This is a genomic window from Spirosoma utsteinense (genome assembly GCF_014282275.1).
Lineage (GTDB): Bacteria > Bacteroidota > Bacteroidia > Cytophagales > Spirosomataceae > Spirosoma > Spirosoma utsteinense.
This window is the reverse complement of the sequence record NZ_VFIA01000014.1, coordinates 157,889-170,739: the sequence shown is the minus strand read 5'-3', so window position 1 is coordinate 170,739 and position 12,851 is coordinate 157,889. Positions and strand designations below refer to the sequence as shown.

At 52.3% G+C, this 12,851-nt stretch carries 10 protein-coding genes; 5 read left to right on the top strand and 5 right to left on the bottom strand.

Going from position 1 to position 12,851, the window contains the following annotated elements:
• Positions 1-151: 151 nt before the first annotated feature.
• The 4 genes from FH603_RS29115 to FH603_RS13425 all read left to right on the top strand — a co-directional run bounded on the left by FH603_RS29115 (position 152) and on the right by FH603_RS13425 (position 3,708).
• Positions 152-736 (top strand): helix-turn-helix domain-containing protein, encoded by a 585-nt coding sequence (locus FH603_RS29115; protein WP_222439552.1) that lies wholly within the window; start codon positions 152-154, stop codon positions 734-736.
• A 102-nt stretch (positions 737-838) separates the two neighbouring features.
• Entirely contained in the window at positions 839-1,723 is an 885-nt protein-coding gene (locus FH603_RS13435; RefSeq protein ID WP_186738036.1) for an NmrA family NAD(P)-binding protein, read from the top strand.
• A 50-nt stretch (positions 1,724-1,773) separates the two neighbouring features.
• On the top strand, positions 1,774-2,637 hold the full coding sequence (locus FH603_RS13430; protein WP_186738035.1) for an SDR family oxidoreductase: 864 nt from the start codon (positions 1,774-1,776) through the stop codon (positions 2,635-2,637).
• A gap of 156 nt (positions 2,638-2,793) precedes the next feature.
• Complete coding sequence (locus tag FH603_RS13425; protein WP_186738034.1) at positions 2,794-3,708, top strand: helix-turn-helix domain-containing protein; 915 nt, start codon at positions 2,794-2,796, stop codon at positions 3,706-3,708.
• Positions 3,709-3,839: 131 nt separating this feature from the next.
• Here the strand turns inward: FH603_RS13425 and FH603_RS13420 are convergent, their stop codons facing one another.
• Positions 3,840-4,571: an NUDIX hydrolase gene (locus FH603_RS13420; protein WP_186738033.1), complete on the bottom strand. Its 732-nt coding sequence runs from the start codon at positions 4,569-4,571 to the stop codon at positions 3,840-3,842.
• A gap of 181 nt (positions 4,572-4,752) precedes the next feature.
• Here FH603_RS13420 and FH603_RS13415 point away from each other — a divergent pair, with 181 nt between their 5' ends.
• A complete protein-coding gene (locus FH603_RS13415) occupies positions 4,753-8,367 on the top strand; it encodes an alpha-L-rhamnosidase (protein WP_186738032.1) in 3,615 nt (1,204 codons plus the stop codon).
• A 69-nt stretch (positions 8,368-8,436) separates the two neighbouring features.
• Here FH603_RS13415 and FH603_RS13410 read toward each other — a convergent pair whose 3' ends face one another.
• The 4 genes from FH603_RS13410 to FH603_RS13395 form a co-directional block, all read right to left on the bottom strand.
• A complete protein-coding gene (locus tag FH603_RS13410) occupies positions 8,437-9,798 on the bottom strand; it encodes an NAD(P)/FAD-dependent oxidoreductase (RefSeq protein WP_186738031.1) in 1,362 nt (453 codons plus the stop codon).
• Positions 9,799-10,107: 309 nt separating this feature from the next.
• The gene (locus FH603_RS13405; RefSeq protein ID WP_186738030.1) at positions 10,108-10,497 is read right to left on the bottom strand and encodes a DoxX family protein; all 390 of its coding nucleotides are present in this window, start codon (positions 10,495-10,497) and stop codon (positions 10,108-10,110) included.
• A gap of 201 nt (positions 10,498-10,698) precedes the next feature.
• Positions 10,699-11,538, bottom strand: a complete 840-nt coding sequence (locus FH603_RS13400; RefSeq protein ID WP_186738029.1) for a phosphatase PAP2 family protein — start codon at positions 11,536-11,538, stop codon at positions 10,699-10,701.
• Positions 11,539-11,621: 83 nt separating this feature from the next.
• On the bottom strand, positions 11,622-12,851 hold the full coding sequence (locus FH603_RS13395; protein WP_186738028.1) for a Pycsar system effector family protein: 1,230 nt from the start codon (positions 12,849-12,851) through the stop codon (positions 11,622-11,624).

Sequence of the window (12,851 nt, the reverse complement as noted above, 5' to 3'; positions counted from 1 at the left end):
TTATTCCGAGACGTAGACAAAACCATAGAAAGTTCGGAGGCTATGCTACGAATTGGCTTTATTTCAATCCTGCTCAATAGGCTGGCCAAATAATAGTCCCAAACATACTCTTATTCCAATTCATACTAATAGGGCGATTCTCAATGTAGAAGTGGATGCGAATTACCTAAAGGAATTGGTTGACCTGTCGGGAAAATCGCCGGTTTTGCAAAGTCTATTCGACAATACGCAGCCCTTGCTTTTCGAAGAACAGATGTTTCCGTCTTTACAGGACATCGTGGATCAACTTATGACGGAGTCAGTAGATGCACCCTTCAAACTATTCTTTTTGAGGGTAAAGGCAGAAGAACTGATTTGCCGATTATTGATGGCATTGGAAAGGCGGGATGAAAAACAGCTATACTCCTTAAATCGTCAGGATATTGACATCATTTACAAAGTAAAAGAACAAATGCTCGACCATCTGGACATGCCGCCAGTGATCAACGAACTAGCCGTTACAGCCAATATGAGTCCATCCAAACTGAAACGGCTGTTCCGGCAAATCTTTGGCAACAGCATTTTCAGCTATTATCAGGCATTCAGGATGAAAGAAGCCGCCCGTTTATTGACAGCGGGCACGTTGACGGTTTCAGAAGTGGGTAACCAACTGGGCTTTACGAACCTAAGTCATTTTTCGAGAGTCTTCTACGACCATATCGGGACCAAGCCGAAACAGTACAGCCGCCTGCATTAAAAAGGCCGGTCGATGCGCAAATTCAGGTTTTGACTACAACAACCATAGATTCGATTACATTGGGTTCCGGGTGGCTGCGGACCTTTGTAAAAAAACAGAACGATGAATATTGTAGTAACCGGTTCGTTAGGACACATCAGCCAGCCACTGGCCATTGAGTTAGTGCAAAAAGGACATGCCGTTACGGTGATCAGTAGCAAGCCCGAAAAACAAAAAGACATTGAAGCCATCGGCGCGATAGCAGCTATCGGCTCGCTGGAAGACGTCGATTTCCTGACGGCTACCTTTACCGGGGCCGACGCCGTGTATACGATGGTACCCCCCAACTTTGCCGAAGCCAGTATACGAGCCTACTACGCACGAGTTGGCCGCAACTATGCCCAGGCTATCCAGCAGGCGGGCATCCGGCGTGTGGTTTACCTCAGCAGCTACGGTGCCGATCTGGATACCGGTATTGGGCTCATCCTCGGTGCGCAGGACGTGGAAGGCATCCTGAGCGTGCTGGCCGACGTGGCCATTACCTACCTGCGCCCCACCTACTTTTATTACAACCTGTATGCCTTTGTCGATATGATAAAAGGAGCGGGCCTGATTGCAGCCAACTATGGGGGGACTGACAAACTGGTTATGGTTGCTCCCGCCGATATTGCCGCCGTGGCTGCCGAAGAACTGACAATAGAAACGACGGGCCATACCGTGCGCTACATTGCCAGTGATGAACGAACGGGGACCGACATTGCCCGCGTTCTAGGCGAAGCCATTGGTAAACCGGACTTAACGTGGACCGTTATTCCGGACGAGCAGATGCAACGTGGTATGGAAGCAAATGGTGTACCGCCACAACTGGCTGCTGATTTTGTGGACATGTTTGCCAGCGTTCGGAACGGTGACCTGTCGCGGAATTATTACCGGCACCCGCCAACGGCGCTGGGTAGCGTGAAGCTGGACGATTTTGCGAAGGAGTTTGCATCAGTTTATAAAGGCTGATTATCCTGAGCCAACCGGCTTCCTAAATGTCCACGTTAAACACAACAACTATGATTCTTGTCACCGGTGCAACGGGCCATCTCGGCGCTGCCACCATACATTTTCTGCTGAAAAAAATGCCCGCTTCCCAGGTGGCTGCTCTTGTCCGTGATGCGGATAAAGCGGCTGCTCTGACCGAACGCGGAGTCACTATCCGGGTAGGTCATTACGATGATACGGCCTCGCTCGACCGGGCGATGCAGGGCGTAGAAAAGGTCTTGCTAATCGCCGGGACCGATGAAGAAAACCGTGTTCAGCAACATAAAAACGTAGTAGATGCCGCCAAAAAAGCGGGCGTTCCGTTTATTGCGTATACCAGTCGCACGCTGAAAGATAGAAGCACAATGGCCAACCTGTTAATGGAAGGCCATTTCCAGACGGAAGACTACATCATAGCGAGTGGGCTGACGTATGCCCTGTTTCGGAACGTGCTGTATATGGACGTTATTCCGCAGTTTGTGGGGGCCAGCGTTTTCGAGACGGGTATTCATCTGCCAGCCGGTGAGGGGAAAGTGCCCTTTGCCCTGAGAGACGAAATGGGCGAAGCTATGGCGAATGTACTGGCAGCCGACAGTAGCGGCAGTGCGATCTACAACTTCACCGGGAGCGAGGGGTATTCGTTTGCCGATGTGGCGGCTGTATTGACCGACTTATCCGGCAAACGCGTAAAATATACACCGGCAGAACCATCGGTCTTTGAAACGCAACTGGCAGGACGTGGTGTGCCCGACGTGATTGTTCAGCGGGTGATCAGGTTTTTGACCGACATAAAAAATGGTCAGGAAGATGACGTGTACCCTGATCTGGAAAATCTGCTCGGGCGAAAGCCTGCATCGCTCAGGGAAGGGTTAAAAGGACTTTATAATCTTGGGTGAGATTGCTGCGTAATGCGTCGGCGGCCGTTCTCTAGACAACGAACCTATTTGAAATTACCAGCCGTAGCCTGGACGGCCACGTCCGGGCGTAAAAGGGTTATCTGCTTACCCGGACGTGGCCGTCCAGGCTACTAAACGACGTTTGTTCATTCGCCAATGAAAAATCTCCAGCCGCTTCGGATTAAAACCATCACGGAGTACCATCAACTCAGGAACCTGCCAAAGCCGGAGCATCCGCTGATCAGCGTTGTGCGTTTTGAATCGATTAAACGACTTTCCTGTGATAAGTCGACCAGTATCATTCAGGATTTTTATACCATTGCGCTTAAGCGCAATTTCAATGGCAAGATGAAATATGGTCAGCAGGCATATGACTTCGACGAAGGCCTGCTGATCTTCATTTCGCCCGGTCAGGTTTTTACCATCGAAGCTGATAATGAATTGACCCATACGGGGTGGCTGTTGCTGATCCATCCCGATTTTCTGTGGAATACGCCGGTAGCCAAAAAGATAAAGCAATACGAGTACTTCAGTTATGCCGTCCATGAAGCCCTGCATCTGTCAGAAAGAGAGGAAACGATTATTACGGACATTATCCAGAACCTGGATCAGGAATACCGCGCTAACATCGACACCTTCAGTCAGGACGTACTGATTGCGCAGCTAGAGTTACTGCTGACATATGCTGACCGGTTTTACCACCGTCAGTTCATTACCCGGAAAATCACCAACCACAAACTCCTCAATCGGTTGGAGGATCTGCTGGCAGACTATTTCAGCAGCGATGCCGTAGCCGAAAAAGGCTTGCCGACGGTCCAGTACATTGCCAATGCCCTGAACGTATCGCCTAACTATTTAAGCTCCCTGTTAAAGATGCTGACGGGTCAAAGCACCCAGCAGCATATTCACGATAAAGTGATCGAGAAGGCGAAAGAAAAACTGTCCACGACCGATCTGACCGTGAATGAAATTGCCTATGCCCTGGGGTTTGAGCATTCGCAGTCGTTCAGTAAGTTATTCAAGAGTAAAACCAACGTCTCCCCGTTAGAATTTCGGATTTCGTTCAACTAATGGGTACCCGAAGGTAAAGCCGACCGAAACGGTTCAATGCCGATGCTGCGTTTACGATGGGCCTGCGGACGCTGATCGTGGCTGGTAATAAACCCATCCTGGCCCGCTATTGACCGGTTTATAACCGAAACTTATGTGGTCGACTTGAAGCGGTACAGGTAGGGTGCTTTGTGTGCTTTTCCGGTCTTCTTTTTTTCGATTCGCTCCAGAATGCCCAGGCTCAGCATTTTACGCTGGAAGTTTGTGCTCAAAAGCTTTTTGTCCAGGATCGTCTCATACAGCGTGTGCAAGTCCCCCATCGTAAAGAGTTCTGGCAGGAGATTAAAGCCAATCAGCAACTGATCGAGATTGATTCGCAGTGTGGCCAACGCTTTATCGATTATGAGCCGGTGATCGAGAATCAGCGGAGGTATCTGATCGAACTCAAACCATTCACAACGGCCTGTCGTTGGGTCGGGCGTGAGTTCGATCCGGGTATAATCGACCAGCGCATAATAACCAACCGAGATAAAACGCTGCAGGCTCCAGTGTTCTTCCGCCGGACTGAATCCCTGGCCAATCAGGATCTGCCTGACAACCCCGGCATCATTGCGATCATACTTGCCGAAGACATGAAATTGTTCGAGGTAGACCGCCGATAAACCCGTGCGCATGGTCAGGATGCGTTTAGCAGCTTCATCCAGATCTTCTTTTTCCTGAATATAACCACCGGGCAGCGCATAAAGGCCTGTATTGGTATGTTCAATGATCAGCACTTTCAACCGGCCCTCGTGAAAACCAAAGATCACCGGATCTACCGCAACTCCTTTGACTAAACCTTCTCCATGCGGACTAATTTCTCTGGGATCGTTCTGACGAAGCATGATTGGTAAATTTGATAACGGAGCGATCTAGTTACAACGAATAAGCCACCTTTTTCGCTTCATATCAAAATGATATAATAATAAATTTGAGGACTCATATTCTTGCACTATCATTGTATCAGAACGATATAATGAGCCATCCGCGCTTATTTTCTCTACTGAACCCTTTGATAGACCAAGAATGAAAACCTTTTTTCTCCCGTTCCTGCTGCTGCTTTCCGTTGTGAGTTCAGGCTTCGCGGCTGTTTCTGTCGACGTGCTGCGTGTCGATTATCAGTCAACCCCGCTAGGCATCGACCAGCCAACGCCCCATTTCTCGTGGCAGATGAAAGCCCTGGACAGTAAGCGGGGATATGCGCAGCAAGCTTACCAACTCATCGTAACAGATGCAAAAAATCAGGTTGTCTGGGATTCAAAAAAAGTGGACTCCGGTAATTCGAACGGGATCGAATATGCCGGCAAGGCACTTCAGCCAACAACACGCTATCAGTGGAAAGTAACGGTCTGGGATAACAGGGGCCAGTTGGCAACCAACGCATCCTGGTTCGAAACGGGCTTGATGAATCCGGATATCGCTGCCTGGTCGGGTGCCCGCTGGATTGGCGGGGGTACCGACGATCTGGTTTTCTATTCCCATTACGTATCGGTTTTTAAGCTCCAGTTCGGCATTCAGCTGGATCAGGCGACCCGCTCGACCAGGGCTGCGTTTGTATTCGGTGCCAACGACCGTCGGCTCATGGATAGAAACGGGAATATCATGGGGGTAGAAAATAAACTGGATCAAAGCTACATAGCCGTTGAACTTGATATTTCGGCGGTGACCGACTCACCGACCGGGCTGGCCAAACTCACTATGTACCGGGTTGGTTACTCGAAAACCGACAAACCCGATGTACCGTTTAAAACTCTCGACATTCCGAAGAATCTGATTAACAACACCAACAAATACGACAAGCATACCATTTTTGCCGATTGCAATTTTGGCCTGTTTGAATTCTTCGTCGATGGGCGGGAGGAGGCCAACAAACTCACCGATAAAGCCGCCGGTCCATCGTCTCCCTTTGCTGCCCGTGGTGTTAACCTCAATCCCGTGGGTAGCGGAAATAACTTCATCAGTTTTCCGATGGTGGCCGATATCGGTTTCAGAGTGCCCCAGAACCAGCAGGCGCATTTCTCCGGGGTGGAAATTCGTAATTTTCGTTATCCGTCCAACCCGTTGTTTACCGAAAACCTGAGCAGGCAGCCTTATGCAGGCATTTTTAAGGCGGCCAACCTGACCGTTGGCGATGGTCGGTATACGGTTAAGGGCGGGCCGCTGGTTGTGGCTAACCCGAGTCGGAATGCGGCTCCCATGCTCCGCAATACCTTCACTACCCAGGCCAAGCCCATTGCCAAAGCCCGGCTGTATGTGACGGCGCGGGGCATATATGAGCTTTATCTGAACGGAAGCCGGGTAGGTACCGACTATTTCAATCCGGGCCTGACGCAGTACAACAAGCACCACATGTACCAGACATACGACATTACGGGTGCAGTAAAAACGGGCCAGAAAAATGCGCTGGGGGCCTGGTTGAGCGAAGGCTGGTGGAGCGGTAATATCACCTACAGTGGCGAAAGCTGGAATTACTTCGGCGACCGGCAATCGCTGTTGAGCAAGCTGGTGATTACCTATGCCGACGGAACCGAGCAGGTCGTCACTTCCCAACCTGACACCTGGAAATTCTTTGCCGATGGCCCGGTTCGGTACGGCTCCTTCTTTCAGGGGGAAGTATACGACGCGACCAAAGACGAGCTGGTCAGGAACTGGTCGACGCCCGCCTATGCCGATGCCGCCTGGAAATCTGCCGTGGACGTACCCCTCGAAGGCACTGCCTATCAGGGGACCTTCACCGATTTTATGGGCAGAAAATCATCAATGGAGTATAGCAATTTCAAGCTTGTTGGACAGATGGGCGACAACGCTACTCTGGTAAAAACAATGCCTGCGCTCGCCGTGGCTGAAGTTCGTCCCGGGGTGTTCGTGTATGATATGGGGCAGAACATGGTAGGTTTCCCGCGTATATTGATCAAAAACGGCAAAAAAGGGCAGGTCATTACCATGCGTTATGCCGAAGTTAAATACCCTGACCTGCCCGAATACAAGGAGAATACGGGTATGGTCATGATGGAAAATATCCGGGCAGCCCTCACGCAGGACACCTATATCCTGAAAGGGGGCCAGGAAACCATACAGCCCCGCTTTACTTTTCACGGCTACCGGTATCTGGAACTGACCGGCCTGGACCAGGCTATTCCAATTGCCGATGTCGACGGGCTGGTGATCAGTTCCATAACGGCCCTTTCGTCGCAGTACGAAACGTCGAATGCGCTGGTCAACAAACTATGGCAAAACATTACCTGGTCGCTGCGCAGCAACTTCCTCTCCATCCCTACCGACACTCCCGCCCGCAACGAACGCATGGGCTGGAGCGGAGATATATCGGTGTTTTCGAGAAGTGCTACCTACCTCACCAACGCCGACCTGTTCCTGCGCCGGCACCTGCTGGCCATGCGCGACGTGCAGGCCGAGAGCGGTCGATTTACCGATGTGGCTCCGATGGGGGGTGGGTTTGGCGGTACCCTTTGGGGAAGTGCCGGTATCGTGGTTGCCTGGGAAACGTACCGGCAGTACGGCGACGTGGCGCTGTTACGTGAGCATTATGACGCCATGAAGCGGTACGTTCAGTTCCTGGAAACAAAGGTCGACAAGGAAACGGGCATACTTAACGAAGGCCCGCTGGGCGACTGGCTGAGTCCCGAGGGCAACAAAAACGATAATACCTTATTCTGGATGGCCTATTACGCTTATGACCTTGAGTTGATGAACAAGGTCGCTACGTTGCTGGGTAAACCTGAGGATGCAGCTCAGTTCGTAAAACGACAGAACGAGATCAAAGCTGCGTGGAACACTATCTACGTAGACAAGGCCACGCACAAAACGATAAAATCGGGTGTAAAGACCGGCTTTATGGGGCCGCCGAACCAGCAGCAGCAGGACCAGAAATCCGACAAAGGCCAGGTGATCGATACGCAGGCATCGTATGCGATTCCGCTGGCACTGGGTCTGTTCAGCGATGATAATAAACCCTTTGCCGTCCGGTACCTAAACGAAACGATTACGCGAAAAAACACCGATGATCAGGGCGTGGAGCAACCCGATTATTCGCTGATGACCGGCTTTATCGGAACAGCGTCCATCACCGAAGCGCTGTCTGAAAACGGTAATCCGGCTACAGCTTACCGGCTCCTGCAACAGCAGGACTACCCATCCTGGCTGTACTCGGTCGTGAACGGGGCAACGTCCATCTGGGAACGCCTGAACTCGTATACGGTCGAGAATGGATTTGGAGGTAACAACAGTATGAACTCCTTCAATCACTATTCGTTTGGAGCCGTTGCTGCCTGGATGTATAACTATTCGCTGGGGATACAGCGGCATCCGGAAACGGCTGCGTTCAAGGAAATCGTTCTGAAGCCAACCCCCGACCCAACAAAAAAAATGACCTTTGCCAAAGGGTACTATGAGTCGGTGTATGGCCGAATCAACAGCGAGTGGAAATGGGAGGGTACCGGCTGGAACTATAAAACAAGCCTGCCGCCCAACACGACCGCCACCCTGTATTTGCCCGCTCAACGTCTGTCGCAGATCAATGAGAACGGCAAGCCGATTGCGCAATGGAAAGGCGTTCGTCAGGCAAACGGTCAGGTTATGATTTCGCTGGGTTCGGGCACCTACTCGTTTACCATTCGCAATTGATCGCTGGCGTTGGTGGGCGACCAGGTTTTTGGCTGAAACAGGTTCCGCGACGAGGTCAGGGATACTGGTCTACCGCTGTGGGGATAACTGGTGTTTCATGACATCCCTGATCACCCGCCACACAATGGCCGGCCTCATCAGAGACTGAGGGCCACGTATCAGGTTCATCACGTCTAAAAAAGCGCGGTAAACTACGGTGTCCCGATGTGTCGTGCGGTGTACGGCTTTCACGTACCGGTTCACCAGACCGATACCGGGGGGTCTTTTCCCCTGAACCCCTGGATACCGAAAGTCTTCCCCGGTTGCGGCCTGCCAGGGAATGGCCACTACGTCGGCTATGCGGTTGAAATAGGGTTTCCATAAGTTATCCAGTGTGTCGGCTTTTTGCAAGCACTCATCCATGGCCTGGGCCTGCAGAACAGCCGAAGTCATACCCTGTCCGAAAATAGGATTGAAGCTACAGACCGCATCGCCCACCACCAGGTAGTTGGCAGGAAAGGCCCTAAGCCGTTCAAAGTGCCGGCGCTGGCTGGCGGCAAATTTGTAGGGAACAATATCAGATACCGGCTCGCACTGATCAATCATATTAAAAATGTCGGGGGCGCACAGGCTTTTTGAAAATTCGATGAACCCGGCTTCATCGGTGGGACACGTATCTTTTAGCAAACCTGATAAGGTAACGATCCAGCGGTCGTCTTCGATGGGGAACATCGCGCCCGCCCGCCTGTCGTGCGGTGGTTGGGGGGCGATCATGATGATCTCCGTCTCGTTAGCCGGAGCGGGCTTTCGTTGATACAGGCGGGTGGCATAGCTGAGGTCGATCTTTACTTCTTCTTCCGGGGGTTTAGCATACCCTAAGGTCGTTAGCCAGCGCAGGGATGCGGAACCCCGTCCGCTGGCATCAACGATAAGGTCGGCCATGAGCTGTTCCCGCTGACCATCCTGCGTTCCGGTCTCCAGGTCAACGCCCGTAATACAACGGCCTGACGCGTCGCTTATCAGCCCCCGCACCAAACAGCCCGCCCGCAACGTAACAGCAGGCAGCTGCAGGGTACGCCGACGTACGTGCGTCTCCAGCAAAGGGCGGCTCATCAAAAGGCCATTCAGTCCGCTGGTAAATTTCTTTTTGTACCCGCCAAAATGATACCAGCGCATGGTTTCCCCCATATCGCCAGCCAAGGCTCCGTCGGCAACGAGTTCCTCACTAATGCCGGGGTAATAGGCTTCCAGGGTAGTTCGTCCCTGAGCGAGTAAGCCGTGGAGGTGATAGCCCTGGGGGACACCTTTGCGGGGTTTTGGGGTATCGACCAGCTGGTCTTTCTCTATAAGGATAACCCGGTTAAAGTGCCCGGAGAGAACCCGGGCGGTAATGAGGCCTGCCATACTACTTCCAATGACGATAGCCTGATCCTTTTTGTCGCTGTTATTCATGAGTGAATACGAAGAGTCGTTAAGGGTTGGATTGCGCGAAGAGATAGTAAATACCCGGATACCGGGGTAGTATCAAACAAAGTCAGTGCCTGCTAAAGCTAGCGGTTCTTGCTTCGACTGGTTCCGGCAGCTTAGCGAAGGGTACTATCATTTAGTAACTGGTAATTTGAATTCGGGCTTAAGCAGCCTCTTTTGGCCCGTTAGGGCCCAAACAGCGCAGCGTCGGTAGGACTCGCCGGGATGAACATAAAAAAGGTCTGCCTTTTCCGGCAGACCACATTTGGGACACGTTGCTGGTTGAAAACCCGTCTAGGTGTTGTTGGTGCTGGCCAGCGCCCAATAGATAAGCACTGGCTGAAAAAACAGACGCGTGAATCGTTTCCGGTCGGTGTCCAGACCAAAGGCACTACGTTTGTTGACAAACTGAGAAATGTTGCCGGGGAATACAGCCGTGAAAAAACTGGCTGCTACCTTTCCCACGGTCTGCTCATGCCGGTCGCTGGCCAGGATCAGGCTGCTACCCAGGGCAATTTCGGCCAGACCCGAGTACACCACTGTATCATCGATGGGTAGCGGAACCCAGTCGGGAACCTGGGCCCGGAAGTCTTTCCGGCCAACGGTAAGGTGGCTAATGCCCGCAAAAACCAGGGTGCCGCCCAGCATGAGCCGGGCCATTTTCTTAACTGTCTTCTCGTTCATGATGCGTTTGAGTATAGTGAATACAGGTCCATTTCTGGCCGGATCAGCGGCCGGGTGAGGCCAGCCCGCTCGATTTCTATATAGAAGCGGGTTTGTGTGCTTAGGGTTTCGACCGATACACATGATACCTTTTCTCCCCGCCTGATCGGGTTAGTTTGGTAGTTGTCGGGCCCTTGGTTCAGGTCCGCTTTCCGGACCGGGCTAGAGCTTAACGACGATGCTTGCTCCGGTCCCCGTTGGCACTACACTGACCGAGTAAGCGCGGTTGGCCTTTATGGCGGGATAGAGCCGCAATACACTCTCCGCGCAGGCAATGCCCAGGGCTGAACCCAGCAACACGTCGGACAACCAGTGGGCACCGACGTACACACGTGAACCTCCTGTAATGACGGGCAGGGCAAAAAACACGACTTTCAGTGGCACCGACTTCACCTGTCTGGCCAGGACCCAGGATGTCGCTACAGAGAGCATGGTATGACCGGAGGGGAAGGAGTGGAAACCGGCATCGTTGGAAAACGGATCGAAGGCAAGATGGCCGAGCTGGCTACCGGGACGAGCCCGGCCCACGATCTCTTTGGCTGCCGTTTGAACCAGCCCCGAGGTAGTAACCGACGCAATGACCATCAGGCCCGTATCCCGGAGCCATTCGTTTTTAGTCACGACGCCACTGGCCCAAAGCGCCATCATAACCGGGTAGTTCGTTGTTGGCTTCCCCAGAAAATAACCTACCCGTTCCAGTTTATCCAGACCCCTGGTATGGTTCTGCTGAAGATAAGTCGATAACCTTTCTTCGACCAGCAACGCTGAGGCCGAAATAGCCAGCGCCCCGCCGAGCCGCAGGAAGTCCCTTTTCTGCCAGTGTACCGGCTGGACATAGGTCAGGAGTATCGTCTCGCCCGTGTTCAGGCCGTCCCGCGCAATCCCCCTCAGCAGGCTGGTCCGAACGACCGGGGGCTTGTCAGTAATGGTAGAATCCTGAGCGAAAAGAACGGTAGATGACTGAATCAGCAGGGCCACTACGGCGACGTAGTTCGCAGACATAAAGACTTGTTTAACGTGTTTCTGTAAACGCATTGAGACGTGTATTCGAATTGGTATAGGGCGCTTGCACGCCCGGATTAAAGCTATTTTTCGGAGGTCACGAACACGACCAGAAACGCCAGCACCGACGTAACAAAGCCAAACATGAACACATTGTAGGTTATGCGCAGTAGCTTGTATTTCTTGGCCAGGACCAACCCGAGATAATAAATGTCGCGCGTCATGCTGCCATACAGATAGCTGTTATCTTTCATAAGCTCCTGAATGCCCCACTCAAATTCGCCCAGGCTCATTTGGTGAAAATTGCCAAAGAACAGCAGATTTCCTTTCTTCTGCTGGATGTCTTCGTGGCTGAATGTCCCCTGGGTTATGTTGGGCCGCGTGGCCAGGATGGCGAAGATGATGGTCAGCATCGACGTGGTCAGGAACAGGGCGGTTGGCAGCATCAACGCGGGGTTCTCCTCAATGCGTCGCGGTAGGATCGACACGAGTACCGACACCATGATCGAATTCACCGAAATCATGATGTTGGCCTTACTGTCGGCAATTTCGCTGAGCCGCAGGTGATTGGTAGAAGTTGTCCGGAACATGGTTTCAACGCCCCGCTCCGTTTTAGTGTCTTTTCCTTTTCGTCCGTCGCCAGCCGCGAACTCCGGAGCCGCTGCCGGTTCAACGGTTTTATAGGAGGCTTCTGCATCAGGACTGGCCACGGCTTCTTTCTCCGCCCTTTTCTCCAGCAGCCGATTGAGGTTGTTGGCCTGTCCCTGGCTGAGAAGTGTTTGCGCAAAGTCAGTGTAATACGGGTGGGATTTAAGCAGATCGATGTTCTGCTGCCGCCAGTCGCGCCCCGAAATGTGGGTGCCCGTCAACGTTTCCTGTTCGCTGCGTAACTGTTTCTGTTTACTGTTGTAGTCCGTGCTGCCCAAATGGAACAGGTCGGCATCACACAGAATTTCTTCAAGCAGATTAGTAGGCGATTGCGGCATTCGGGTTGCGCGGATGCAATGTTTCACCTGTTTGACCAGCGCTGCCGGTTGATCGAGCGATTTCAGAAAGGTCGCGGCCAGGTCGGCACTGCGTTTTTCGTGCTCCTCGGGCGACCCCACCAGATACCCGGTATCATGAAACCAGGCTGCGGCCATAACCGCCAGATAGTCGGTTTCGGAGAGTTGATAATGCCGGGCAAACTGATCTGTAGCCCGCACTACCTCTTCCGTATGAGTTAGGTTATGAAAGTGTAGGTCAGGCCGGGCATGTTGGTCGAAATAGTGGCGAACGTGGGCTTCGACCTGGTGTAAAAGGGAGGTAGTCAT